This is a genomic window from Mesorhizobium sp. ORM8.1, from assembly GCF_053005525.2.
On the sequence record NZ_CM132600.1, the window covers coordinates 4,140,744 to 4,164,026 of the forward strand.

Consider the following 23,283-nt stretch of genomic DNA (forward strand, 5'->3'; position numbering starts at 1 on the left):
GCGGGCGTCGCGCAACCCGGCACGGCCGGATTATGGTGGTGCCATCGAGCGCAAAAAAACACGTCAAAGGCGTGACAAAGCGGCAAAATGGCTGTATGTGCCCGCCCGAACCGGAAGAATAATCTTTCGGACCCGTCAACAAATGCGGTGTAGTCGTCCCTGCCCGATGTCTCGACTGAGGGCATAGCCGAGCGGTCATAGGAACTGCAAAGCGAGCGCAGGACGCTCTGACTGTCGGAAGAACAAGAAGTGGATTTTTGAGATGGATCTCATCCGTCAGCTCGAGGCCGAACAGGCCGCCAAGATCGAAGCCAAGCGCAAGCTGCCCGAATTCCAGCCCGGCGACACCGTGCGCGTCCAGGTGCGCGTCACCGAAGGTACCCGCACCCGCGTCCAGGCCTATGAGGGCGTCGTCATCGCCCGCGCCGGCTCCGGCTTCCAGGAGAATTTCACCGTCCGCAAGATTTCCTATGGCGAAGGCGTCGAGCGCGTTTTCCCGGTCTACTCGCCGATGGTCGAAGGCGTCGAGATCGTGCGCCGCGGCAAGGTGCGCCGCGCCAAGCTCTATTACCTGCGCGACCGTCGCGGCAAGTCGGCCCGTATTTCGGAAAACACCGGCGTGCGCGCCCGCAAGCTGAACGACGAGGAGCGCGACGCGCTGAACGCCGAGAAGGCCCGCATCGAGGCCGAGAAGGTCGCCGCCGTGCAGGCGCTGGCCGCCGAGACGGCAGCCAAGGAAGCCGCCGAGAAGAAGGCCGCCGAGGAGGCAGCCAAGGCAGCTGAGGCGACCCCGGCCGAATAAGATTTCAAGCAGCATGCTTTTCTGAAAAGGCGGCTCCGGCCGCCTTTTTTCGTTTGCGGCCCATTCAACGGGAAAGATGGTTGACTCGATTTATCTTGTGTACTAACTAATCGTGTACAAATTAAATGGAGAAATGAAATGCCCGCACTCTACACCGCACAGGCCCACGTCACCGGCGGCCGCGCCGGCCATGGCGAAACCAGCGACGGTCTGCTCAAGGTCGATCTCGCCATGCCGAAGGAGCTTGGCGGGCCGGGCGGCGCCACCAATCCGGAGCAGCTTTTCGCGATCGGCTATGCCGCCTGCTTCGAAAGCGCCATCCGCTTCGTCGCGCGCAAGCAGAAGCTGGCGCTGGCAGATGCGTCGGTGACCTCCACGGTCAATTTGCTGCCCAATGGCGAGGGTTTCAAGCTCGGCGTCGCGCTGGCCGCCGAAACGAAAGGCCTTGATCAGGCGGCGGCGGAAGCGCTTGTATCGGAAGCGCACAAGATCTGCCCCTATTCGAACGCCATCAGGGGCAATGTCGATGTGGCGCTTTCGGTAAAGGCTGCATGACGACAAAAATCCAAACGAGAACCAAGGAAGTCCCGGCGCCGCAAGATGCCGGGGCTTTTGCCGTTCCGCGCCTCGACCAGCAGCTCTGCTTCGCGCTTTATTCGGCGAGCGGCTTGATGACAAGGCTCTATCGTCCGCTGCTCGAGCCGCTCGGTCTCACCTATCCGCAATATCTGACGATGCTGTCGCTCTGGCAGCGTTCGCCGAGCACGATCGGCGAACTCGGCGAGGCGCTGGGGCTGGATTCGGCGACGCTGACGCCGCTGCTCAAGCGCATGGAAGCCGGCGGTCTCGTCACGCGCCGGCGCGACAGCGCCGACGAGCGACGGGTGCTGGTCGAGCCGACCGCCAAGGGCGAGGCGCTGCGCGCCAGCATGAAGGACGTGCAGACGGCGCTCGCCTGCGCCATGCCGCTGGAGGCGGACGAACTGAAGTCGCTGCACCGGACTTTGACCGGTTTTGTCGCCAAGTTGCGTGACTCGGCGTCAACGTCCTGACCCGTCGTTTGACGGGTTCTCTTATGCCCGTGAGAAGCCTAGTTTGCCGCCGCGCGATCCCGGATAAGTGACGACGGCGGTGCGTTCTAGAACCGCATCGGCCGAAGGCATTGAAATCCGCTTTCGCATAGCGTTGAGCACCGGGCCGGCTTTGCAAGGCGTCCGCGGATGTCTAAAGTCGCGCTCGGATTTTGATGTGGGGCCAAGCTCTATACTAGGGCTTTTTCATCCTGGAGCTTTTATCATGACCAAGTCGAAACTGTTGCTGGCCGGCCTGCTGGCCTGTCTTCTCGCGCCCGTCACTGCCTGGGCCGACACGCTGCCCGATCTCGGCGGCAAGAAGGTAGTAGTGGTAACCGAAAACGCTTATCCGCCGCTGCAGTTCATCGACAAGAAGACGGGCAAGCAGATCGGCTGGGAATATGACGCGATGGACGAGATCGCCAAGCGGCTGAACTTCAAGGTCGAGTACCAGAACACGTCCTGGGACGCGATGATCCAGGCGGTTTCCGACAACCAGTACAACATCGGCATGACCGGCATCACCATCAAGGACGACCGCAAGGAGAAGGTGGATTTCTCCGACCCCTATATGCGTTCGGAGCAGTTCATGCTGGTGCGCGGCGACGAAAACCGCTTCACCGACGCCAAGACCTTCGGCGCCTTCAAGGACGGACTGGTCGGCGCTCAAGCTGGCACGACGCCTTTCTACACCGCCGTCTACAGCGTGCTCGACGGCAATGAACAGAACCCGCGCATAAAACTGTTCGAGACCTTCGGCGCGACTGTGCAGGCGCTGAAGACGGGCGACGTCGACGTCGTGCTCACCGACGGAACCGCCGGCAAGGGCTATGTCGATGCCTCCGGAGGCAAGCTGAAGCTGATCGGCGGACCGCTCGGCACCGAGGATTTCGGTTTCATCTTCCCGAAGGGCTCGGACCTGGTGAAGCCGGTCAACGCGGCCATCGCCTCGCTCAAGGCCGACGGGACGTTCGACAAGCTCAACAAGAAGTGGTTCCTTGATTACAAGATGGGGCAGTGAGCTCGTCTTGTTGCGCGAAATTGCGCTGACATTGCGCCCAGGCCCCCCTCTCTGCCCTGCCCGTCCTTCGCAGCAGCTGCGCTGCAGCTTCGGAGGGTGGACCGGGCATCTCGCCCTCAAGGGGGAGATTGGCAGTTCCACCGCCGGTACCTTTCATTCGACGTTGTTGATAGGAGAAAGCCGTCGCGACAGCTGATCTCCCCCCTTGAGGGGAGATGGCCGGCAGGCCAGAGAGGGGGCCTTGGCGCCATACTCGCGACTTCCTTTCAGGCGCCACCGCCTGATGCCCGCATCCACCTCCAAACCCGAATTCCCCTGGTGGCTCGCCGCCGCGGCCTTCCTCGCATTGGCCGCCGCCCTGTTCATTGCATCCAGCGATCTCTACGCCCAGGTCTTCGCCACCGTCGCCAAGGGCATCTTCATCACCATCTTCGTCACCGCGGTCGCCTTCGCGCTGGCGTCGGTGCTCGGGCTAGGCATTGCGCTGATGGCGTTGTCGGGCTCGCAGTGGCTGCGCCAGGTCGCGCGCTTCTATGTCGAGATCATTCGCGGCGTGCCGATCCTGGTGCTGTTGTTCTGGATCGCCTTTGCCGGCGCCCCGGCCTTCGTCGCGGCCTGGAACGCGCTGACCGCGCCGCTGCAGGGCGCGGGTCTGATCGGCGAATTGCTGGTGCGCGACGTGTCGCTCTTATGGCGCGCCATCATGGCTTTGACGATCGGCTATTCGGCTTTCATCTCAGAAGTGTTCCGCGCCGGCATCCAGTCGGTGGAGAAGGGCCAGGTCGAAGCCGCCAAGGCGCTTGGCCTGTCACGCGTGCAGCGGTTCCGGCTGATCGTCTTCCCGCAGGCGATCCGCATGATCCTGCCGCCGCTCGGCAACGACTTCGTCGCCATGGTCAAGGATTCCTCGCTGGTCTCGGTGCTCGGCGTCGCCGACATCACCCAGATGGGCAAGGTCTACGCCGCCGGCTCGTTTCGCTTCTTCGAGACCTATTCGATCGTCGCCTATATCTACCTCATCCTGACCGTCAGCCTGTCATTGGCACTGCGGGCGCTGGAACAGCGGCTGCGCCGGCAGCATCAGGAATAGCCGGCCGGCAAAGTCCGCGCTACGATCCTTCGGCTTGATGCTGCGGAGGACGAGCCCCATGAATTTCGACAAGGCCAACGCGGCGCTGGATTCCGTGTATTCGGCGGATACGCCGGAGGGTCTGGCCAAGGCCTATGCCGAATGGGCCGCGACCTATGACAGCGAGACCGCCTCGCTGGGCTATCTCCTGCCTTTCCTCATCACCGCCTGGGTGGCGCGGCATGTGCCCGTCGGTGAAGGCCCGCTGCTTGACGCCGGCTGCGGCACCGGCCTGTCAGGCCCATCGCTGAAGGCGCTGGGTTATGGCGACATTGCCGGCCTCGACCTTTCCGACGACATGCTCGAGATCGCCGGCAGCCGTCAGGCCTATAGCGAGTTGAAGAAAGCGATGCTTGGCGGCCCGCTGCCCTGGCCCGACAGGCATTTCCGAGCCTTCTTCTCGACCGGCGTCTTCACCATCGGCCATGCGCCGGCTTCCGGCCTGCATGAGCTTGTGCGCATCACGAAAGCCGGCGGCCACGCCATCTTCACCGTGCGCGACCAGGTTTTCGAGAGTGGCGGGTTCCAGGCCGTGTTCGACGAGCTGGAGCAAGCGGGGAAATGGCGCCTGGTCGAGCAAAGCCCGTGGTTCCGCTGCTATGCGATAGGCGATCCGGAGGCGCTGGTGAAAACGTTTGTCTTTGAGGTGATGTGAGCGGCAACCCCTCCGATCTTGGCTCCTTCCTCGCCCGAGGGGAGAGGAAAGGCGCCAGTTCGCCAACCTTTGTGCCCTTCCTCTCCTCCTGAAGCTGTGGAAGTGAGGGCGAGGAACCAAGTCGCGCACCGCCATGCCGCAATTGCCGAAAACCCAAAACATTGCTATCTACCCCGCCATGGAAAAGCTTTTCAGCGATCCGGCCTATAAAGGTTTCGTGCTGCAGGACAGAAAGCGCCTGCCGTCGCGTTTCTCCGCGCGCGTTTGCGGCGCGCTCACCAGCCGACTTAGCTGAGCCGACTGATCGCAGTCGTTGCGCCGGATTGCCGGCGTTTTCTCTTCCTATTCTCATATCGACGGATTTACGCACATGAGCGCACCGCGCACCCTCTACGACAAGATCTTCGACGAGCACACGGTCGACCGCCAGGACGACGGCACCTGCCTGCTCTATATCGACCGCCACCTCGTGCACGAGGTCACCAGCCCGCAGGCCTTCGAGGGCCTGCGCATAAGCGGCCGAAAGGTCCGGCATCCGGAAAAGACGCTGGCCGTCGTCGACCACAACGTGCCGACCTCGCCCGAACGCAAGTTCGGCATCAAGAACGAGGAAAGCCGCATCCAGGTCGAGGCGCTGGCCAAGAACGCCAAGGATTTCGGCATCGAATATTATTCCGAGAACGATATCCGCCAGGGCATCGTCCACATCATCGGGCCGGAGCAGGGCTTCACCCTGCCCGGCATGACCATCGTCTGCGGCGACAGCCATACTTCGACGCATGGCGCCTTCGGCGCGTTGGCGCACGGCATCGGCACGTCGGAAGTCGAGCATGTGCTGGCCACGCAGACGCTGATCCAGCGCAAGGCCAAAAACATGCTGGTGCGAGTCGACGGGCAATTGCCGGAAGGCGTCACCGCCAAGGACATCATCCTTGCCATCATCGGCGAGATCGGCACCGCCGGCGGCACCGGCTACGTCATCGAATATGCCGGCGAGGCCATCCGCGCGCTGTCGATGGAAGGCCGCATGACGATCTGCAACATGTCGATCGAGGGCGGCGCGCGCGCCGGCCTGATCGCGCCGGACGAGACGACCTTCGCCTATGTCAAGGACAAGCCGCGGGCGCCGAAGGGCGCCGCCTGGGATGCGGCACTGGCCTATTGGAAGACGCTGCAGTCCGATGAAGGCGCGCATTTCGACAAGGTGGTCGTGCTCGACGCGCAAAAACTGCCGCCGATCGTCTCCTGGGGCTCGTCGCCCGAGGACGTCGTCTCGGTGCAGGGCGTCGTTCCCAACCCGGAAGAGATCACCGACGAGAACAAGCGGACGTCGAAAATCCGCGCGCTCGACTATATGGGGCTGACGCCGGGAACCCGGATCACCGACATCGAACTCGACCGCGTCTTCATCGGCTCCTGCACCAATGGCCGCATCGAGGACCTGCGCGCCGCCGCCAAGGTGGTCGAGGGCAAGACCGTCAATCCGCGCGTCAACGCCATGATCGTGCCGGGTTCCGGCCTGGTCAAGGAGCAGGCGGAAGCCGAGGGTCTCGACAAGATATTCCTCGCCGCCGGCTTCGACTGGCGCGAGCCGGGTTGCTCGATGTGCCTCGCCATGAATGACGACCGGCTGAAGCCGCATGAGCGCTGCGCCTCGACCTCGAACCGCAATTTTGAGGGACGGCAGGGTTTCAAGGGCCGCACGCATCTGGTGTCGCCGGCGATGGCGGCGGCGGCGGCGATCGCCGGCCATTTCGTCGACATCCGCGACTGGAAATAACGCGTCAGCCTCGAACGCAGGAGGCCGGAAATCAGCGCAAGCGCTGGGGGCTGGCTGAAGCCTTCCGAACCTCGTCATCCCAGGGCGAAGCAGGAGCGTAAGCTCCGTCGCGGAGACCCTGGGATCCATTCCGTGACCTTGATCGAAGGGTGCAACGGAGCAGAATTCTGCGCCGTTGCAACGCTCGTATTTCACGGCATGGATCCTCGGGTCTGCGCGCGTCGCTTCGCTCCTTGCTCCGCCCGTGGATGACGATCGCGATGGGCGTTTCGGTCAATCTCCAACGTATGCGATGGGCCGACGCAAACATATCCGGCCATTGGAAATTTCTGCGCGCCAAGGAATTTATTTCTCTTCCCTTCGGATGAACTGATGGAACTCTTCCCGCCGGCCGGGCTCATCGGCGGCAACGACCAGCGCCAGCTTGCGCTCGTTGAAGATCTTGAACCACTCGTCCCATTCGACGAGATCGTAGCCGCCCGCATTGGGCGGGCGCTCCGGTCTGTCCTCGTCCTCATAAGCCTGCTGGCCGAAGACCAGGCGCAGCATGGCTTGCGTCCCGGTCTCCGGCGACACGTCGACAATTGCTGGAAACCCGGCGCGCGCGGCCGCCCAGGAGCGGATTTCGTCGTGATCGGTCAACGTCACGGTATCGGCCATCTGCATTGTCTCCTGTGTGCTCGGAGAACGCTGTTTGCCTGAGCCGGTTCCGCTTGTATTTGCAACGCGTCCGTCGGCGCTTAACCGCTTGTTTGGGCTTGCGCACTAGTATCTCCCCTTGGGTAAGTTGGGGAAAGTCGCAGTCCTTTGGATACCGGTCTGCTTATTGCGCTGCTCAATCCGACGATAGCGCTGGCGCTTGGCGCTGCGTTCGCGGTGCTGTGGTCCTATCAGCGCCACCGCCCGTATCTCGCGGCATTGGCCGTAAGCTACTGCTTGTCGGCGCCGGGTTTTCTGTTCCAGTATTTCACGCTTCCTGTCGGCGTGGCGATGACCAAGCTCATCTCCAACATCTGCTTCACCATTGCCGCCTGCTGTCTTTCCGCAGCGATCGTGGCCCGCTACGGCCGGCGCGTTCCCTATGTCGGCATCGCCGTCATGACCGGCGCCGGGCTCGCCGCCTTCTCGTGGTTCATGTTCGTTCAGCCGGATCTCACCTGGCGGGTGCTCGGCACGAATTTCGCCTTTGGCGGCCTCAGCCTGCTGGTCGCCGCCGAACTCAGAGTGGTGCGCAACAACGGGCCGACCGAAAATATCCTGTTCGTTCTGGCGCTGCTTTCCGGACTGAACTTCACCGCCCGTACCTTGATCGTCGTCATCGCGCATGGGCCGTTCCCCAGCTATGACGGTTTTTACGGTTCGTCCTACTGGACGACCGCACTGCTGTCGCATGCGCTGCTGTCGCTCCTGATCGCGCTCTGCCTGTTTTCGGCGGCGGCGCTCGACGTCGTGAAAACGCTGAAGGCCGAAACCTACACCGATCCCCTGTCAGGTATCCTAAATCGTCGTGGCTTCGAGGAACGCGCCGCGCGCTTGCTCGAGCAATGCGACAAGGCTGGATTTCCGGTTGCGCTGGTGCTTGCCGACCTCGATCATTTCAAGGCGCTGAACGACCAGCACGGGCATGAAGCCGGTGATCGCGTTATTGCCGACTTCGCCGCCAAGCTGCGCGCCGCCACGGGCGCGCGCGGGGCGGCTGGCCGCATCGGCGGTGAAGAGTTTGCCGTGTTGCTGCCGCTCAGCGATTTGGCTGCGGCACGGCTGTTCGCAGAGGCGATCCGCAGCTTCTATTCGGCCGGCGCCGTCGACGGCCTGCCGGCAGGCATTCGCGTGACCGCGAGCTTCGGCGTCGCCGCCCGCACCGGCAAGGAAGGGCTGCTGCCGATGATGCGGCGTGCCGATGAGGCGCTTTACAAGGCCAAGAAGAACGGCCGCGACAGCGTCCGCCTGTCCTATGAAAGGCCTGAAACCGTGTTCGTTGCCGAGCCGCTCGCGGCCGGCTGAGGCAATCCTCACGCAATTCCAGACGGAAATGCGCGTCGTACCTTTCCAGGAGTTGCTTCAGCGGCAAGGACTGAGGTTCGGCATCTCGCCGTCGGAAAGCCCGTACATATAGGAGCGGCCCTTCACCAACACCGGCGGCTGATAGCATCCCGGCGCGCCGGCATCCTCCTCACTGTCATAGACCACGGCGGGCTGGCCGGCGCTGGTGAATTCGGAAAGCTTTTTGGCCAGCCTGCCTTCGCCGACGATGATGCGCTTGTAGCCGGCGGCGCTGTCGATGACGAGATTGCCGAAGGAGTCCGCATAGACGCGGTCGTGGTGACGCAAACCGGCCTCAGCCGGCGCGGCGATTGCAGCAGCAAGCACCGCCAGCGTCGCGGCGACCACGCTCGTCCGCATTGAATTCAAACGCATGTCGCTCTCCCTTGGTCGACGCGAGATCGCGCCTGGACTGCGGTTCGAATCAGAAATTAACCTTTTCTTAACCTTTGTTAAGAGCCGGGACGGCCTTCGGGCCTGGACTTAACAAACATGGTTAATTTTGCGGGCGGATGCGGTCTACGGCGTCCACCCCGGCGTTGGCCGGGCGCAAGTGGCTTATTCACTGGTGAACTTGATCTTGGCGAGCCGCATGGCTGGCGTGCCGCACACGAAAAGGGACAGCGTATGATTTTAGGCCGCACGGTTCGGATGTCGATCACAATCCCGCTGCTTCTGGCAGCCGCCGCCTGTGTGCCGCAGAACGACGCGCCGAAGGCGAATACCGTAGCGCCCACAGTGTCATCTGCTCCGGCCCAACCGTCCACCGCGCCCGCGGGGCCCCCAACGCCTTCGGCAGCGGCAGCGCCCGCCGCACCGCCAACCAAGACCATCACCGACCTTACCGCGCCGCGCTCCAGTGTCGGCATGGCCACCTACCGATGCGGCAATGGCGGCACGATCACCATCCAGAACCTGGGCGGCGCACTGCGCGTGGTGAGGCCCGACGGCACGACCGAGGAGTTCGCGGCATCGCCCGCCAACCAGAACAGCCGTTATCAGGAAGCGACGACGCATGACGCAATCGTGATCGACGGCCGCGAAGCGCTGGTGATGAAGAGGGGTTCGACGCCTCAGACCTGCAAGAGATAAGCGCACTAGGCGCCGGTCCTGGCGCACATACCGCACTGCAGCGACGCTGCGCCGGCTTCGAAACAATCGCTAATCGATTGAAGCGCGGAGCCCTCGATTTGTCAGACTAAATGACTTTTCCAAAACGATTTTCCGGCTTTGACGCGGTGCAAAAAGAGCATTAGAAACCGGCTGTCCGGAGCCATATGAGAGCGGCAAACGCCGCTTTTCGGTAGCGGTATCCAGGACGCCGAACTGGGGCAGCCATGAGCAAATCACCAGCCACCCGCGCAATTGCCAGACGTGAACGGCCGCTCTCGCCGCATCTGACGATCTACCGCCCGCCGATCACCATGACGATGTCGATCGTCCATCGCATCACCGGCGGCGCGCTTTATTTCGGCACGCTCCTGGTCGCCGCCTGGCTGATCGCGGCTTCGACCTCGCAGGGCGCGTTCGACTGGGTGAACTGGGCGTTCGGCAGCTGGCTCGGCCGGCTGGTTCTTTTCGGCTACACCTGGGCGCTGATGCATCACATGCTGGGCGGGGTACGCCATCTCATCTGGGACACCGGCGCCGGGCTGGAAAAACACACCGCCACCAAGATCGCCTGGGCGACGCTCGTTGGCTCGGTTCTGCTTACACTTCTGATCTGGATCGCCGGCTATATGGCGCGCGGAGGCCTGGCATGAGCGGCTCCAACAACGATATGCGCACGCCGCTGAGCAAGGTGCGCGGCCTGGGCTCGGCGCGCGAGGGCACGCTGCATTTCTGGCGCCAGCGGCTGACGGCGATCGCCAACATCCCGCTGCTGCTGTTCTTCGTCGGCTTCCTCATCGCAATCAACGGCCATAGCTATGCGGAGGTGCGGGCAGCGCTCGCCAATCCGTTCGTGGCGCTGGTGCTGGCGCTGGTGCTGATTTCCGGCCTCTATCACATGCGCATCGGCATGCAGGTCATCATCGAGGATTACGTGACCAGCGAAGGCCCGAAGCTGCTGACGCTCGCACTCAACACATTTTTCTGCGTGGTGGTCGGCGTCGCTTCGCTGTTCGCGCTGCTCAAACTTGCATTCGGAGGCTGAAGCCTTGGCCAAGGACGCCTATACTTTTGTCGACCACAAATTCGACGTGGTGATCGTCGGCGCCGGCGGCGCCGGCTTGCGCGCCACGCTCGGCATGGCCGAGCAGGGGCTGCGCACCGCCTGCATCACCAAGGTCTTCCCGACGCGCTCGCATACGGTGGCAGCGCAAGGCGGCATCGCCGCCTCGCTGTCCAACATGGGGCCTGATTCCTGGCAGTGGCACATGTACGACACCGTCAAGGGCTCGGACTGGCTCGGCGACGTCGACGCCATGGAATACATGGTGCGCGAAGCGCCGGCCGCGGTCTACGAGCTCGAGCATTACGGCGTGCCGTTTTCGCGCACCGAGGAAGGCAAGATCTACCAGCGGCCGTTCGGCGGCCATATGATGAACTATGGCGACGGCCCGCCGGTGCAGCGGACCTGCGCCGCCGCCGACCGCACCGGCCACGCCATCCTGCACACGCTCTACGGCCAGTCGCTGAAGAACAACGCGCAGTTCTTCATCGAGTATTTCGCGCTCGACCTGATCATGGAGCCGGACGGCACCTGCACCGGCGTTGTCGCCTGGAACCTCGACGATGGCACCATCCACCGCTTCTCCGCCAAGACGGTGGTGCTGGCGACCGGCGGCTACGGCCGCGCCTATTTCTCCGCCACTTCGGCGCATACCTGCACCGGCGACGGCGGAGGCATGGCCGCGCGCGCCGGCCTGCCGCTGCAGGACATGGAGTTCGTCCAGTTCCACCCGACCGGCATCTACGGCGCCGGCTGCCTGATCACCGAAGGCGCGCGCGGCGAGGGCGGCTATCTCGTCAACTCCGAGGGCGAGCGCTTCATGGAGCGTTACGCGCCGTCGGCCAAGGACCTCGCCTCGCGCGACGTCGTCTCGCGCTGCATGACGCTGGAGATCCGCGAAGGCCGCGGCGTCGGCAAGAACAAGGACCACATCTTCCTGCATCTCGACCACCTCGATCCGGCGGTGCTGCATGAGCGGCTGCCCGGCATTTCGGAATCGGCCAAGATCTTTGCCGGCGTCGACCTCACCAAGGAGCCGATCCCGGTGCTGCCGACGGTGCACTACAATATGGGCGGCGTGCCGACCAATTACTGGGGCGAGGTGCTCAACCCGACGATGCGCCCCGACCGCGTGTCGCCGGGGCTGATGGCGGTGGGCGAGGCGGGCTGTGCTTCCGTGCATGGCGCCAACCGGCTGGGCTCCAATTCGCTGATCGACCTTGTCGTGTTCGGCCGCGCGGCCGCAATCCGCGCCGGCCAGGTCATCGACCGCGCTTCCGCGATCCCTTCGCCCAACGAAGCCTCGGTCGAAAAGATCATGGACCGTTTCGACACGCTTCGCCACGCCAACGGCTCGACGCCGACGGCGGTGTTGCGCGAGAAGATGCAGAAGGCGATGCAGGAAGACGCTGCAGTTTTCCGCACCCAGGAATCGCTGGAGAAGGGCTGCAAGCGCATCTCGGAAATCTGGCATGAGCTGAAGGATCTCAAGGTCACCGACCGTTCGATGATCTGGAACTCCGACCTCGTCGAAACGCTGGAACTGGAAAACCTGATGGCCAACGCCATCACCACGGTCTACGGCGCCGAAGCGCGCAAGGAGAGCCGCGGCGCGCACGCGCGGGAAGATTTCGACAAGCGCGACGACGTCACCTGGCGCAAGCATACGCTGGCCAGGCTCAGCGAGGACGGCAAGGTGACGCTTTCCTACCGTCCGGTGCACACCGAACCACTGGTGGCGGAAAAGGACGGCGGCATCAGCCTCGCCAAGATCGCGCCCAAGGCCCGGGTGTACTGACGATGGCGCCGGCGGCCTCAGGATATTCCGGCACGCCGCTTCAGGCCAAGCTTGGCCTGAAGGACGGCATGGTTGCCGCTTTCATCGCGCTGCCGCCGGAACTCGATGAACTGGCGGAGGCAGTCGAGTTTGCCAGCGTCGATCGGCTGTCCAACTGGTCGGCGATCTCGGGCGATCGCAAATACGATGCCGTGCACGCCTTCACTCGGCAGCGCGCCGAGATCGAGGACAGCCTTGCCGGCATCGAGACGGCGATCAAGCGCGACGGCATGGTCTGGGTGTCTTGGCCGAAAAAGGCCTCGAAAGTGCCCACCGACATCACCGAGCACGTGATCCGCGCCGAGGCGCTGAAGCGCGACCTGGTCGACGTCAAGGTCGCCGCCGTGAACGAAATCTGGTCCGGGCTGAAGCTCGTCATCCGAAAGGACCGCAGGTAATGGTCGAACTCACGCTCCCCAGGAATTCGAAGGTCCAGCAGGGCAAGACCTGGCCGAAGCCGGAAGGCGCCACCAACCTGCGCGAATACCGCATCTACCGCTGGTCGCCAGACGATGACGAGAACCCGCGCATGGATACCTATTTCGTCGACATGGACGATTGCGGGCCGATGGTTCTCGATGCGCTGTTGTGGATCAAGAACAAGATCGACCCGACACTGACGCTGCGCCGCTCCTGCCGCGAAGGCATCTGCGGCTCCTGCGCCATGAACATCGACGGCTCGAATACGCTGGCCTGCACCAAGGGCTGTGACGACATTTCAGGTGCCGTGAAGATCTACCCGCTGCCGCATATGCCGGTGATCAAGGACCTGGTGCCCGACCTCACCAATTTCTACGCCCAGCACGCCTCGATCGAACCCTGGTTGAAGACGGTCTCGCCGCAGCCGGCTAAGGAATGGCTGCAAAGCCATGAGGACCGCGAGAAGCTCGACGGGCTCTATGAATGCATCCTGTGCGCCTGCTGCTCGACATCGTGCCCGAGCTACTGGTGGAACGGCGACCGCTACCTTGGCCCGGCGACGCTGCTGCAGGCCTATCGCTGGCTGATCGACAGCCGCGACGAGGCGACAGGCGAGCGGCTCGACAATCTCGAAGATCCGTTCCGGCTCTACCGCTGCCACACCATCATGAACTGCGCGCAGACCTGTCCGAAGGGGCTGAACCCGGCCAAGGCGATCGCGGAGATCAAGAAGATGATGGTGGAGCGGCGGGTTTAGGCAGCGACGGGTTCGCTTGCAGCAATCCCAACGCAGCGATCCTTCGCGCCCCCCTCTGTCCTGCCGGACATCTCCCCCACGAGGGGGAGATTGGCCGCTGTCGCGGCTTTCGCCAATCTCCAAGGTTGAAGGATGAAGCGCTGTCGGCGAAGCTGCCGATCTCCCCATGTGGGGAGATGTCCGGCAGGACAGAGGGGGCGCTGTCCCGCCAGTCCCAGAAAGGATTGCGATCCAATGACCGACCTTCCCATCCTCTCCGCCGTCGAAGCTCGCGTGCTCGGCTGCCTGATCGAGAAGAAGGAGCTGACGCCGGATGTTTATCCGCTGACGCTGAATGCCGCACTCGCCGCCGCCAACCAGAAGACGGCGCGTGAGCCTGTCATGGCGTTGGAACAGACGGAGGTGCACCGGGCACTGAAGCTGCTTGAGCAGAAGGGGCTGGTCCGGCAGATGTTCGGCTCGCGCGTCGAGCGCTACGAGCATCAGATGGCGCAGCGCTTCTCGCTGACCACGCCGCAGAACGCGGTGCTCGGCCTGCTCCTGTTGCGCGGGCCGCAGACGGCGCATGAGCTGTTGGCGCGCGCTGAGCGCATGGCGCGGTTTTCGTCGATCGAGGACCTGCGCGGTGAACTCGATATGCTGATCGGCCGCCGGCCGCCGCTGGTCCAGGAAATCCCGCGCGGGCCAGGCCAGCGCGAGGACCGCTATGTCCACCTCCTCGCTGGCCCGGTGGACGTTGCGGCGCTATCGGCGCAACGCAGTGCGCCGGTCGTGCCCGGCTCAGACCTCGAGGCGCGGGTCAGCGCGCTGGAGGAAGAGGTCGCGGCGTTGCGGGCTCGGATCGACGCGCTGGGCGCTTAGCTCACCAGAACGTTGGTGCGAGGCCCCCCTCTCTGTCCTGCCGGACATCTCCCCCTCAAGGGGGAGATTGGCAGCTCCAGCGCTGGCGCTTCCCCTACAACCTCGGAGATTGGCGAAACCCGGCGTGACATCTGATCTCCCCCTTGAGGGGGAGATGCCCGGCAGGGCAGAGAGGGGGCGAAGGATCGCTGCCTCTCAAGCAGAAACGCCAATCACCCCAGCTTCGCGTCCAGCGACACCTTGATCGCGCCGAGCGCCTTCGATACCGGACACTCCGCCTTGGCCTTCTCGGCCAGTTCCTTGAACTTCGCCGCGTCGATGCCCGGCACTTTGCCGACCAGCGTGAGGGCGCTGCCGGTGATGCCGGTGCCAGGCACCAGGGTCACCACCGCCTTGGCGTCGAGCTCGGCGGCCGGCGTGCCGTTTTCGGCGAGGAAGTGCGAGAGCTGCATGGCGTAGCAGCCGGCATGGGCTGCCGCGATCAACTCTTCGGGATTGGTGCCGGACTTGCCGCTCTCGTCCTCGAAACGAGCCTTGAACGAATAGGGCGTGCCCTTGAGCGTCCCGCTCTGCGTGTCGATCGTGCCCTTGCCTTCCTTCAGATTGCCTTTCCAGACGGCGTTTGCGGTGCGGTCCATGAAGTTCCTCCTTGAGTGCCGGGGTTTGCGCCAGCGGGACGCCAGCGTTCTCCGGAACTATAGCGCGGGCCGGGCGGAAGACCATCCATGAAGCGACCGCGCCAGCGTCTTCGGCGCGTGCAAAAAAATCTCGAAGAAAAATGCGTGTGCAAAATGTCGACTTCTTGTCGACCGGATCGTCCTGCGGGCGGCCACGGATTTTCGCGGCCGGATGGAGGTTCGAAATGGACAATCTGCTTTTCACGCTCTGGAAGCGGCCAATCGCCCGGCGGCAAGATCTCTGGCTCGATCCGCCGGCATCCGGTTTCGGCCGGCTGCTTGTGGCCGTCGCCGTCATCGGCATGGGCGCATGTATTCTCGACCACGCCGCGCGCAAGGCTGACACGCTCGTCATCGCCTCTTATGGTTCATCACAGGAAGGGAGCTTCAAATGAAATATGTGCTGCTGGTTTATGGCGAGGAAAAGGACCTTTACGCGCTGACCCCGGAACGCGGGGCGAAGCTCGACGCCGATTCCCTGGCCCACAACCGGTCACTGGAGGGCCAGGGCAAGCTGATCATCGCGCAGGCGCTACAATCGGTGAAGACCTCGAAATCGCTGCGGCGGCGCAGGGGCAAGGCACTGGTCACCGACGGGCCGTTCGCCGAAACCAAGGAGCAACTGCTCGGCTTCGTCATGATCGAGGCAGCGGATCTCGACGAGGCGTTGAAAATTGCCGCCGATATTCCGCTGGCCGAGCTCGGCACGGTCGAGGTCAGGGCCATCTACGACGTACCGGGGTCATAGACGGTCGAAGGAAGCAGCACTTCGCCGACTGCGCGTCGGCAGGCTCACGCAGGGCGGCGGATCATGTCCGCCGCCTTCTCGGCGATCATCACCACCGGCGAAGCAGTGTTGCCGGAGACGATGCGCGGCATGATCGAGGCGTCGATGACACGCAGCCCCTCGACACCGGTCACACGCAGGTCTGGACTGACGACGGCGCGGTTGTCGATACCCATGCGGCAGGTGCCGACCGGGTGGAAGATCGTCGTCGCGATCGCGCCGATCTGGTGCAGCAAATCGTCGTCGGACTGGTGGGCGAGACCAGGCAGGATCTCCTGCGGCTGGAAGCCGGCAAGCGCCCTGGCGGTCATGATGTTACGCGCCTGGCGCACCGAGCGCAGCGCGATCTCGCGGTCGCGGACCGTGGAGAGATAGTTCAGCCGGATTTCCGGCTGCTCGGCCAGGTCACGCGTCGTTGCATGGACGGAGCCGACGCTGTCGGGCCGCAGATTGCAGACCGACATGGTGATCGCCGGGAACGGATGCAGCGGGTCGCCAAGCCGGTCGGTCGACAGTGGCTGCACGTGGTATTCCAGGTCCGGCGTCGCCAACGACGGATCGGATTTGCTGAACATGCCGAACTGGCTCGGCGCCATCGACATCGGCCCCGACCGGGCAAAGGCATATTGCAGCGCGATCCGCGCCTTGCCGGCCAGGCTGTTGGCCAGCGTATTGAGCGTCAGCGCCGACGACACTTTGTAGACAGTGCGGATCTGCAGATGGTCCTGCAGGTTCTCACCGACATCGGGGCTGGCGTGGACGACATCGATGCCGAGCGCGGCGAGGCGGTCCGGCTGGCCGACACCGGAAAGTTCGAGCAGTTTCGGCGTATTGATCGAGCCGGCCGTCAGCAGCACCTCGCTTCCGGCCTTTGCCTCGATGGCTTCGCCGCCCAGGAGGTAGCGTATGCCGGCTGCGCGCTTGCCCTCGAACAGCACCTTCTCGACATGCGCGTTGACGACCAGCCTAAGGTTCGGCCGCCGCAGCGCCGGGCGCAGGAATGCCTTGGCCGTGTTCCAGCGCACGCCGTTGCTCTGGTTCACTTCGAAGAAACCCGAACCCTCATTGTCGCCGTCATTGAAATCCGCGCGCGGCATGATGCCGAATTCCTTGGCTGCCTCCTGCACCTTGTTGAGGATCGGCCAGGACAGGCGTTGCCGCGCCACTTTCCATTCGCCGCCGGAACCATGCAGCTTGGTCTTGCCGGCATAATGGTCCTCGGATTTGAGGAAATAGGGCAGCACGTCGTCCCAGCCCCAGCCGACATTGCCCATCTGCCGCCAGCCGTCATAATCCGCCGCCTGGCCGCGCATGTAGATCATGCCGTTGACCGAGGTGCAGCCGCCCAGCACCTTGCCGCGCGGATAGACCAGTGAGCGGCCGTTGAGGCCGGCTTCGGGCGCGGTCTTCATCATCCAGTCGGTGCGCGGATTGCCGATGCAATAGAGATAACCGACCGGGATGTGCACCCAGTGGTAATTGTCGCTGCCGCCGGCCTCGAGCAGCAGCACGCGCGTTGCCGGATCCTCGCTCAGGCGGTTCGCCAGCACGCAGCCGGCAGTGCCTGCGCCGACGATGATGTAGTCGTAGTCGCCGTCGAGCCGTTGGGTCATTGCGGTGTTCTGTCTGGTCACTAGGCCGGTCCGGCAGTCTGTTCGGCCCGCAAAGATCGCAGCGTATCGGCGAGGCCGCAATAGGCGTGATGACGCCTGTCGTAATGGTGCTGCATGGCCGGGTCCGGATGGAGACGGCGCTCTTCCTGATCATGGCATCGACCATGCGAAAATACCTGAAGGGAACGCTTCTGTTTTTTCTTCACCGGCTGCAATTCTTGCGTGTTGAAGCAAAGTCGGAGTTCTCCTATCGTCGTCGCGATTTCGGGGGATGTCCGCATGCCTTTTCTGATTGCTATCCTCGGCGTGCTGGGCGCGGCGGCGCTCTGGTGGTACCGCATGAAGGCCATGAACGAGGCGGCGCGCGAAGTTGCCGACGTCGTCGGCCGCGTCCAGGGAAACATCCGCCGCAAAAAGCTGCGCAAGCAAGCAGCGCTCTCGCCATTGACGGCGATCGACGATCCGGTGGTGGCCGCGGCGACGCTGATCACCGCGATCGTTTCGGAGCAAGGTCCGGTCCTGCCGCCGCGCGAGAAAGTCATCCGCGAGGTGATCTCGCAGATTGCCGAAAACCCGAAGAAGACCGACGAGGCCGTCGTCTACGCCAAATGGGCGGCAGCCCAGATCGACGACACGACGATCGTCATCGACAAGCTGGCGCCGTTCCTGCGCGAGCGGCTGGATCCGCATGAGCGGGAGGACTTGCTGCAGATGCTGAACCGGGTCGCGCAAGGCGGCGGCGAAAGCCTCAAGATCGCGGACCAGCGCGTGCTGAGGTTGCGGCAGAAGCTCGGGTTCGAGGTGAACTAGAATCGACCGAAACGCTCCTCGTGTCGTCATCCTAGGGCGAAGCAAGGAGCGAAGCGACGCGCGCAGATCCTAGGATCCACGCCGTGACGCTAAAGCTTTATGACGGTTACGAATTTTGCTCCGCTCCACGATCAAGGTCACGGCATGGATCCTCGGGTCAAGCCCGAGGATGACGAAGCGAGAGGGCACGGCGCCGCCAGGAAGCGCTAGATCGCCTCACCCTTCAACAGCCTTGGTGTATCGCTGGAAAGCCCCGAAGCCTGGCGGATGAAGAACTCCTTCAGCCTGGGCATGCGCTCGACGAGGCCGAGGCCGATGTCGCGCACGGCGCGCAAAGGGTTGATGTCGTTGGAAAACAGACGGTTCAGCACATCTGTCGTGATGCCCATCTGCAGCGTGTCGAAGCGGCGCCATTGCTGGTAGCGCTCCAGCACATCGAGCGCGCCGATATCCTGGCCCAGACGGTCGGCCTCGACCACGACTTCGGCCAAAGCGGCGACATCCTTGAAGCCGAGGTTGAGGCCCTGGCCGGCGATTGGATGGATGCCATGCGCGGCGTCGCCGGCGAGCGCGATGCGCGGCGCGACGAAGGCGCGGGCGAGCGTCAGGCCAAGTGGCCACGCGCGGGGTTTATCGACGACGCGGATTTCACCCAGCTTCAGCCCAAAACGCTGCTCTAGCTCGTGCTCGAAGACGAAGTCGTCGCCTTCGACGAGCTTCCGGGCGTCCTCGGCGCGTTCGACCCAGACGAGCGACGAGCGGTTGGTGCCGTCCTTGCTGGGCTTCAGCGGCAGCGTGGCGAAAGGCCCGGCGGGCAGGAAATGCTCCTCGGCGCGGCCATTGTGCGGGCGCTCATGCGCGACGGTGCAGACGATGCCGGACTGGCCGTATTCCCACTTGACGGTTTTGATGCCGGCCATATCGCGCAATTTCGAATTGACGCCATCGGCGGCGACCAGCAGCCGCGCCTTCAGCGTCGCGCCATCGGCGAGATGCACGGTAACGCCCGCGCCATTGGTGTCGAAACCGCTGACCGCCATGCCCTCGATGATGTCTATGCCGAGTTTTTCGGCGCGCCGGCGCAGCGCGCCGTTGAGGTCACGGTTGGCGACCATGTGGGCGAAAGGCTCGCCGGGTGCGACCTCGCCATCGAAGGTCAAGAACACCGGACGCACCGGATCGGCGGTACGCGAGTCGGTGATGATCATCTCGGTGATCGCCTGCGCTTCGGGCGCGATCTCGTCCCAGACGCCAAGCTGCTCCAGCATGCGGCAGGCCGCGGCCGCGATCGCCGAGGCGCGGCCGTCCTTCTGCCAGACACCGGCCGGCGCGGCGTCGACAATGGCAATGGCGAGGCCGGGACGCGCCTGTTTCAGCGATACGGCCGCGGTAAGACCGACATAGCCGGCGCCGGCAATCAGCACATTGAGGGATGTCTCGCTTGCTCCGTTGTCCTTGCGGTCGACCATGGCATCATCCTTTCGCGGCTTCGGCCGGCTGACGTTACAGCCTTGACTGCCCGCGCGTCCTGTCCGAAACCGGCCATGGCACATCTTTGAGGGATTTCAAACATGACCGCGGCGATGGACGAGCTTCTCGACATTCTCGACCTCGAGCAGCTCGAACACAATCTGTATCGTGGTCGCAGCCCCAAGCTCGATTGGCAGCGCGTGTTCGGCGGCCAGACCATCGCCCAGGCGCTGGTCGCCGCGCAGCGCACGGTCGAGCCGGAGCGTCATGTGCATTCGCTGCACGGTTACTTCATGCGCCCCGGCGACACCAAGCTGCCGATCGTCTACGAGGTCGACCGCATCCGCGACGGCGGCTCCTTCACGACGCGGCGGGTGGTGGCGATCCAGCATGGCCAGGCGATCTTTTCGCTGGAAGCGTCGTTCCAGCAGGACGAAGTTGGCCTGGAGCATCAGTTCCCGATGCCGCGCGACGTGCCGGCGCCGGATACGCTCCTTTCGCAGCGCGAACTGCTCGGCAAATTCGGCGAAGCGGTGCCGGAAGGCATAAAGCGCTATTGGGAGCGCGACCGGCCGATCGAGATGAAGCCGGTGATGCTGAAGCACTATACAAGCCGCGAGAAGCTGGAGCCCGAGCAGAACATCTGGATCCGCACCACCGGCCCGGTGCCGGAAGACCGTGCCATCCAGGCGGCCGTGCTTGCCTATCTCTCCGACATGACACTGCTCGACACCTCGACCTTCGCGCATGGCCGCGCCATCTTCGACCGCGACATCCAGGCGGCAAGCCTCGACCATGCGATGTGGTTCCACCGCAGCCATTCGCTGGACGACTGGATCCTTTACACGCAGGACAGCCCGTCGACGCAGGGCTCGCGCGGCTTTACCCGCGGCTCGCTGTTCGCGCGCGACGGAACGCTGATCGCATCGGTCGCCCAGGAAGGGCTTATCCGCCTGAAGCGATGAGTCGGCTTCGAATCTGAGCCCACTAAACAGGCATTTCCCGGATTCTGCCTATTTCTTAATCAATTGCTGCCCTGTGCTCGCGCATGAAAATCGTGCACGGGTCGGTCATCCCCTTTGTTTACAACAGGTTAACGCCCTGTTTCGGCAACTGGCACGGAGCTTGAATCCTGATGAGCACTCTCCGGCTCTCAGGGGGCGGCGAAGTCGTGCAAACGCGGGGGACCGCAACAGCAAAGGGTGAAACCTTATGAAAATCGTGATGGCAATCATCAAGCCGTTCAAGCTCGACGAGGTGCGCGAAGCGCTCACCGCCGTCGGCATCCAGGGCCTGACCGTCACCGAAGTCAAAGGCTACGGGCGTCAGAAGGGGCATACGGAAATCTATCGCGGCGCCGAATACGCGGTGAGCTTCCTGCCGAAGATCAAGATCGAAGTGGCTGTCAGTGGCGACACTGTCGACAAGGCCGTCGAAGCCATCACCGCAGCCGCCAAGACCGGCCAGATCGGCGACGGCAAGATCTTCGTCTTCGGCATCGACCAGGCGGTGCGCATCCGTACCGGCGAAACAGACAGCGACGCGCTCTAAAGCGGCGAACACCAATTCAACGGAGAGTTCAATGACTATTCCTTCCACCTTGAAGACGACAGGGCGCGCGGCCGCTTCGCTCGCTCTGGTAGCGCTAAGCACTGTCGCTGCCTTCGCGCAGACAGCCGCTCCGGCCGCTACCGCCGCGGCGCCGGCCACGCCAGCACCCGTGCTCGACACTGGCAACACCGCCTGGATGCTGACCTCCACGGCGCTGGTGCTGATGATGACCATCCCGGGCCTGGCGCTGTTTTACGGCGGCATGGTGCGCAAGAAGAACGTGCTCGCCACTATCATGCAGAGCTTCGCCATCACCTGCCTGGTGACGGTGCTGTGGTTCATCATCGGTTATTCGCTGGCCTTCACGACCAATGATTCCCCCGGGCTGAATGCTTATATCGGCGGCTTCTCGAGGCTCTTCCACCACGGCATCACCGTCTCGACGCTATGGCTGCCGGGCGTGTCGAACATTCCTGAATTCGTCTTCTCGATGTTCCAGATGACGTTCGCCATCATCACGCCGGCGCTGATTGTGGGCGCCTTTGCCGAGCGCATGAAATTCTCGGCGTTGCTCCTCTTCATGGGCCTGTGGCTGGTGTTCGTCTATGCGCCGATCGCGCACTGGGTGTGGGGTGGCGGCTTCCTCGGCTCGGCCGGCGTTCTCGACTTCGCCGGAGGCACGGTCGTCCACATCAACGCCGGTGTCGCGGGCCTCGTCTGCGCGCTGGTCCTTGGCAAGCGCGAAGGTTACGGCACCACCAACATGGCGCCGCACAACCTGGTCTATTCGGTCATCGGCGCTTCGCTGCTGTGGGTCGGCTGGTTCGGCTTCAACGCCGGTTCGGAACTCGCTGCGGACGGTCTTGCCGGTGCCGCGATGATGAACACGCAGGTTGCCACCGCAGCCGCGGCCTTGGCCTGGATGTTCGCCGAATGGATCGTCGCCAAGAAGCCTTCGGTACTCGGCATCATCTCGGGTGCTGTCGCCGGCCTCGTCGCCGTGACGCCGGCTTCCGGCTTCGTCAACCCGACCGGCGCCTTCATCGTCGGCATTCTTGCAGGCGTCATTTGCTACCTCTCGGCGGTCAAGCTGAAGCATGCGCTCGGCTATGACGACTCGCTCGACGCCTTCGGCGTGCATGGCATCGGCGGCATCGTCGGCGCCTTGCTCACCGGCGCGCTCGCCGATCCGGCGATCAATGCGCTCGGTAAGGACGCTTCGGTCGGCAAGCAGCTCTATGGTATCGCCTTCACCATCCTGTGGACGGCGATCGCCACCTTCGTGATCCTCTACATCGTCAAGGCGCTGGTTGGCTTGCGTCCGACGACCCAGGAAGAGGTCGAAGGCCTCGACATCTCCCAGCACGGCGAGGTGGTGCCGTAAGGCGGCTATCTGGCTTGACGCAATTCCGGACGGAAAACCGTTCACACTTTTCCTGGAATTGCCCTGGCCAAGGGCCGGCGGATCCTCCTCCCGCCGGCCCAGATTTCCTACTAAGATTTCCTCCCAAGATCCCGTCGTGACGCTCTCGCAAGAGGCTCACGCCTTGAGGCCCGGAAGCCATTCCGGGCCTCTTTTTTGTCAGCAAGCGGGCGGCCCGGAAGCCATTCCGGGCCTCTTTTTTACGGCAGATTGTCGGCTGAATGAGCGGCCCGGATCGAGTCCGGACCGCCGTTCTTTGGTACGATCGTTCTGTCGGTGCCGGGATATCAGCAATCACGTTCGCGTGAGGAAGATTTTTGAGGAAACATCGACCGCTTTGACCCCGAACTGTGGAGGCGATCGTCGTTCTGACGCGCATATGTCAAACACAGGGAAGGAAT

The 23,283-nt window shown here is 63.5% G+C and carries 27 protein-coding genes; 22 read left to right on the forward strand and 5 right to left on the reverse strand.

Translation table 11 applies throughout. From position 1 onward, the window contains the following. Window positions 1-262 precede the first annotated feature (262 nt). From rplS to leuC, 8 genes are all read left to right on the forward strand, one after another. A complete protein-coding gene (gene rplS / locus ACVDG8_RS20800) occupies window positions 263-802 on the forward strand; it encodes a 50S ribosomal protein L19 (RefSeq protein ID WP_447256371.1) in 540 nt (179 codons plus the stop codon). 138 nt (window positions 803-940) lie between these two features. After that, window positions 941-1,357, forward strand: a complete 417-nt coding sequence (locus ACVDG8_RS20805; protein WP_447256372.1) for an organic hydroperoxide resistance protein — start codon at window positions 941-943, stop codon at window positions 1,355-1,357. Then, window positions 1,354-1,854, forward strand: a complete 501-nt coding sequence (locus ACVDG8_RS20810) for a MarR family winged helix-turn-helix transcriptional regulator (protein WP_447256373.1) — start codon at window positions 1,354-1,356, stop codon at window positions 1,852-1,854. Before ACVDG8_RS20805 ends, ACVDG8_RS20810 begins: the two co-directional genes overlap by 4 nt. 244 nt (window positions 1,855-2,098) lie before the next feature. Continuing rightward, window positions 2,099-2,896, forward strand: coding sequence for a transporter substrate-binding domain-containing protein (locus ACVDG8_RS20815; protein WP_455707195.1), 798 nt, complete (start codon window positions 2,099-2,101; stop codon window positions 2,894-2,896). A 283-nt stretch (window positions 2,897-3,179) separates the two neighbouring features. Continuing rightward, a complete protein-coding gene (locus tag ACVDG8_RS20820; protein WP_447256375.1) occupies window positions 3,180-3,986 on the forward strand; it encodes an amino acid ABC transporter permease in 807 nt (268 codons plus the stop codon). Between the two features lie 58 nt (window positions 3,987-4,044). Then, the gene (locus tag ACVDG8_RS20825; protein ID WP_447256376.1) at window positions 4,045-4,680 is read left to right on the forward strand and encodes a class I SAM-dependent DNA methyltransferase; all 636 of its coding nucleotides are present in this window, start codon (window positions 4,045-4,047) and stop codon (window positions 4,678-4,680) included. 133 nt (window positions 4,681-4,813) lie between these two features. Continuing rightward, window positions 4,814-4,975, forward strand: a complete 162-nt coding sequence (locus ACVDG8_RS20830) for a hypothetical protein (RefSeq protein ID WP_447257453.1) — start codon at window positions 4,814-4,816, stop codon at window positions 4,973-4,975. A 75-nt stretch (window positions 4,976-5,050) separates the two neighbouring features. Next, complete coding sequence (gene leuC / locus ACVDG8_RS20835; protein ID WP_447256377.1) at window positions 5,051-6,460, forward strand: 3-isopropylmalate dehydratase large subunit; 1,410 nt, start codon at window positions 5,051-5,053, stop codon at window positions 6,458-6,460. Window positions 6,461-6,805: 345 nt separating this feature from the next. Here leuC and ACVDG8_RS20840 read toward each other — a convergent pair whose 3' ends face one another. Then, window positions 6,806-7,120 carry a hypothetical protein gene (locus ACVDG8_RS20840; protein WP_447256378.1) on the reverse strand — a complete coding sequence of 105 codons (315 nt, stop codon included), beginning with the start codon at window positions 7,118-7,120 and terminating at the stop codon, window positions 6,806-6,808. A 147-nt stretch (window positions 7,121-7,267) separates the two neighbouring features. On the opposite strand from ACVDG8_RS20840, the gene ACVDG8_RS20845 reads away from it, so the two are divergent. Next, window positions 7,268-8,464, forward strand: coding sequence for a diguanylate cyclase (locus ACVDG8_RS20845; protein ID WP_447256379.1), 1,197 nt, complete (start codon window positions 7,268-7,270; stop codon window positions 8,462-8,464). Between the two features lie 57 nt (window positions 8,465-8,521). Here the strand turns inward: ACVDG8_RS20845 and ACVDG8_RS20850 are convergent, their stop codons facing one another. Then, a complete protein-coding gene (locus ACVDG8_RS20850; RefSeq protein ID WP_447256380.1) occupies window positions 8,522-8,878 on the reverse strand; it encodes a hypothetical protein in 357 nt (118 codons plus the stop codon). Window positions 8,879-9,130: 252 nt separating this feature from the next. On the opposite strand from ACVDG8_RS20850, the gene ACVDG8_RS20855 reads away from it, so the two are divergent. The 7 genes from ACVDG8_RS20855 to ACVDG8_RS20885 all read left to right on the forward strand — a co-directional run bounded on the left by ACVDG8_RS20855 (window position 9,131) and on the right by ACVDG8_RS20885 (window position 14,551). Then, window positions 9,131-9,595: a hypothetical protein gene (locus ACVDG8_RS20855; RefSeq protein WP_447256381.1), complete on the forward strand. Its 465-nt coding sequence runs from the start codon at window positions 9,131-9,133 to the stop codon at window positions 9,593-9,595. 245 nt (window positions 9,596-9,840) lie between these two features. Next, window positions 9,841-10,266, forward strand: coding sequence for a succinate dehydrogenase, cytochrome b556 subunit (gene sdhC, locus ACVDG8_RS20860; protein ID WP_447256382.1), 426 nt, complete (start codon window positions 9,841-9,843; stop codon window positions 10,264-10,266). Further along, window positions 10,263-10,658: a succinate dehydrogenase, hydrophobic membrane anchor protein gene (gene sdhD / locus ACVDG8_RS20865; RefSeq protein WP_447256383.1), complete on the forward strand. Its 396-nt coding sequence runs from the start codon at window positions 10,263-10,265 to the stop codon at window positions 10,656-10,658. The genes sdhC and sdhD overlap by 4 nt, the downstream gene beginning before the upstream one ends. Next, a complete protein-coding gene (sdhA, locus tag ACVDG8_RS20870) occupies window positions 10,642-12,474 on the forward strand; it encodes a succinate dehydrogenase flavoprotein subunit (RefSeq protein ID WP_455707196.1) in 1,833 nt (610 codons plus the stop codon). Before sdhD ends, sdhA begins: the two co-directional genes overlap by 17 nt. A 2-nt stretch (window positions 12,475-12,476) precedes the next feature. Continuing rightward, complete coding sequence (locus tag ACVDG8_RS20875) at window positions 12,477-12,911, forward strand: DUF3052 domain-containing protein (protein WP_447256385.1); 435 nt, start codon at window positions 12,477-12,479, stop codon at window positions 12,909-12,911. Then, on the forward strand, window positions 12,911-13,690 hold the full coding sequence (locus tag ACVDG8_RS20880; protein WP_447256386.1) for a succinate dehydrogenase iron-sulfur subunit: 780 nt from the start codon (window positions 12,911-12,913) through the stop codon (window positions 13,688-13,690). The genes ACVDG8_RS20875 and ACVDG8_RS20880 overlap by 1 nt, the downstream gene beginning before the upstream one ends. Window positions 13,691-13,924: 234 nt before the next feature. Next, window positions 13,925-14,551 (forward strand): YceH family protein, encoded by a 627-nt coding sequence (locus ACVDG8_RS20885; RefSeq protein ID WP_447256387.1) that lies wholly within the window; start codon window positions 13,925-13,927, stop codon window positions 14,549-14,551. Between the two features lie 212 nt (window positions 14,552-14,763). Here the strand turns inward: ACVDG8_RS20885 and ACVDG8_RS20890 are convergent, their stop codons facing one another. Then, complete coding sequence (locus ACVDG8_RS20890; protein ID WP_447256388.1) at window positions 14,764-15,189, reverse strand: OsmC family protein; 426 nt, start codon at window positions 15,187-15,189, stop codon at window positions 14,764-14,766. Between the two features lie 224 nt (window positions 15,190-15,413). On the opposite strand from ACVDG8_RS20890, the gene ACVDG8_RS20895 reads away from it, so the two are divergent. Together ACVDG8_RS20895 and ACVDG8_RS20900 are read left to right on the forward strand one after the other, a co-directional pair. Next, window positions 15,414-15,623, forward strand: a complete 210-nt coding sequence (locus ACVDG8_RS20895; RefSeq protein WP_447256389.1) for a hypothetical protein — start codon at window positions 15,414-15,416, stop codon at window positions 15,621-15,623. Then, window positions 15,620-15,976, forward strand: a complete 357-nt coding sequence (locus ACVDG8_RS20900; protein ID WP_447256390.1) for a YciI family protein — start codon at window positions 15,620-15,622, stop codon at window positions 15,974-15,976. The genes ACVDG8_RS20895 and ACVDG8_RS20900 overlap by 4 nt, the downstream gene beginning before the upstream one ends. Window positions 15,977-16,020: 44 nt before the next feature. On the opposite strand, the gene ACVDG8_RS20905 is transcribed toward ACVDG8_RS20900, so the two are convergent. Next, a complete protein-coding gene (locus tag ACVDG8_RS20905) occupies window positions 16,021-17,628 on the reverse strand; it encodes a GMC family oxidoreductase (RefSeq protein ID WP_447256391.1) in 1,608 nt (535 codons plus the stop codon). 279 nt (window positions 17,629-17,907) lie between these two features. Here ACVDG8_RS20905 and ACVDG8_RS20910 point away from each other — a divergent pair, with 279 nt between their 5' ends. Beyond that, window positions 17,908-18,438, forward strand: coding sequence for a hypothetical protein (locus ACVDG8_RS20910; RefSeq protein ID WP_447256392.1), 531 nt, complete (start codon window positions 17,908-17,910; stop codon window positions 18,436-18,438). Between the two features lie 206 nt (window positions 18,439-18,644). On the opposite strand, the gene ACVDG8_RS20915 is transcribed toward ACVDG8_RS20910, so the two are convergent. Further along, window positions 18,645-19,907 carry a ubiquinone biosynthesis hydroxylase gene (locus tag ACVDG8_RS20915; protein WP_455707197.1) on the reverse strand — a complete coding sequence of 421 codons (1,263 nt, stop codon included), beginning with the start codon at window positions 19,905-19,907 and terminating at the stop codon, window positions 18,645-18,647. Between the two features lie 102 nt (window positions 19,908-20,009). Here ACVDG8_RS20915 and tesB point away from each other — a divergent pair, with 102 nt between their 5' ends. The 3 genes from tesB (at window position 20,010) to ACVDG8_RS20930 (ending at window position 22,843) form a co-directional block, all read left to right on the forward strand. Next, a complete protein-coding gene (tesB, locus tag ACVDG8_RS20920) occupies window positions 20,010-20,873 on the forward strand; it encodes an acyl-CoA thioesterase II (RefSeq protein ID WP_447256394.1) in 864 nt (287 codons plus the stop codon). A gap of 247 nt (window positions 20,874-21,120) precedes the next feature. Continuing rightward, window positions 21,121-21,459 carry a P-II family nitrogen regulator gene (locus ACVDG8_RS20925; protein WP_447256395.1) on the forward strand — a complete coding sequence of 113 codons (339 nt, stop codon included), beginning with the start codon at window positions 21,121-21,123 and terminating at the stop codon, window positions 21,457-21,459. 49 nt (window positions 21,460-21,508) lie between these two features. After that, entirely contained in the window at window positions 21,509-22,843 is a 1,335-nt protein-coding gene (locus ACVDG8_RS20930; RefSeq protein ID WP_447257400.1) for an ammonium transporter, read from the forward strand. Window positions 22,844-23,283: the final 440 nt, after the last annotated feature.

Bases quoted from the DNA above. Each gene is read 5' to 3' on its own strand.
- sdhC (WP_447256382.1), top strand. From the start codon at position 9,841: ATGAGCAAATCACCAGCCACCCGCGCAATTGCCAGACGTGAACGGCCG.
- ACVDG8_RS20925 (WP_447256395.1), top strand. From the start codon at position 21,121: ATGAAAATCGTGATGGCAATCATCAAGCCGTTCAAGCTCGACGAGGTG.
- ACVDG8_RS20815 (WP_455707195.1), top strand. From the start codon at position 2,099: ATGACCAAGTCGAAACTGTTGCTGGCCGGCCTGCTGGCCTGTCTTCTC.
- ACVDG8_RS20830 (WP_447257453.1), top strand. From the start codon at position 4,814: ATGCCGCAATTGCCGAAAACCCAAAACATTGCTATCTACCCCGCCATG.
- ACVDG8_RS20825 (WP_447256376.1), top strand. From the start codon at position 4,045: ATGAATTTCGACAAGGCCAACGCGGCGCTGGATTCCGTGTATTCGGCG.
- ACVDG8_RS20855 (WP_447256381.1), top strand. From the start codon at position 9,131: ATGATTTTAGGCCGCACGGTTCGGATGTCGATCACAATCCCGCTGCTT.
- tesB (WP_447256394.1), top strand. From the start codon at position 20,010: ATGACCGCGGCGATGGACGAGCTTCTCGACATTCTCGACCTCGAGCAG.
- ACVDG8_RS20895 (WP_447256389.1), top strand. From the start codon at position 15,414: ATGGACAATCTGCTTTTCACGCTCTGGAAGCGGCCAATCGCCCGGCGG.
- ACVDG8_RS20810 (WP_447256373.1), top strand. From the start codon at position 1,354: ATGACGACAAAAATCCAAACGAGAACCAAGGAAGTCCCGGCGCCGCAA.
- ACVDG8_RS20805 (WP_447256372.1), top strand. From the start codon at position 941: ATGCCCGCACTCTACACCGCACAGGCCCACGTCACCGGCGGCCGCGCC.
- ACVDG8_RS20900 (WP_447256390.1), top strand. From the start codon at position 15,620: ATGAAATATGTGCTGCTGGTTTATGGCGAGGAAAAGGACCTTTACGCG.
- ACVDG8_RS20905 (WP_447256391.1), bottom strand. From the start codon at position 17,628: ATGACCCAACGGCTCGACGGCGACTACGACTACATCATCGTCGGCGCA.
- sdhD (WP_447256383.1), top strand. From the start codon at position 10,263: ATGAGCGGCTCCAACAACGATATGCGCACGCCGCTGAGCAAGGTGCGC.
- ACVDG8_RS20880 (WP_447256386.1), top strand. From the start codon at position 12,911: ATGGTCGAACTCACGCTCCCCAGGAATTCGAAGGTCCAGCAGGGCAAG.
- ACVDG8_RS20915 (WP_455707197.1), bottom strand. From the start codon at position 19,907: ATGGTCGACCGCAAGGACAACGGAGCAAGCGAGACATCCCTCAATGTG.
- ACVDG8_RS20820 (WP_447256375.1), top strand. From the start codon at position 3,180: ATGCCCGCATCCACCTCCAAACCCGAATTCCCCTGGTGGCTCGCCGCC.
- ACVDG8_RS20875 (WP_447256385.1), top strand. From the start codon at position 12,477: ATGGCGCCGGCGGCCTCAGGATATTCCGGCACGCCGCTTCAGGCCAAG.
- ACVDG8_RS20850 (WP_447256380.1), bottom strand. From the start codon at position 8,878: ATGCGTTTGAATTCAATGCGGACGAGCGTGGTCGCCGCGACGCTGGCG.
- rplS (WP_447256371.1), top strand. From the start codon at position 263: ATGGATCTCATCCGTCAGCTCGAGGCCGAACAGGCCGCCAAGATCGAA.
- ACVDG8_RS20840 (WP_447256378.1), bottom strand. From the start codon at position 7,120: ATGGCCGATACCGTGACGTTGACCGATCACGACGAAATCCGCTCCTGG.
- leuC (WP_447256377.1), top strand. From the start codon at position 5,051: ATGAGCGCACCGCGCACCCTCTACGACAAGATCTTCGACGAGCACACG.
- ACVDG8_RS20890 (WP_447256388.1), bottom strand. From the start codon at position 15,189: ATGGACCGCACCGCAAACGCCGTCTGGAAAGGCAATCTGAAGGAAGGC.
- ACVDG8_RS20910 (WP_447256392.1), top strand. From the start codon at position 17,908: ATGCCTTTTCTGATTGCTATCCTCGGCGTGCTGGGCGCGGCGGCGCTC.
- ACVDG8_RS20885 (WP_447256387.1), top strand. From the start codon at position 13,925: ATGACCGACCTTCCCATCCTCTCCGCCGTCGAAGCTCGCGTGCTCGGC.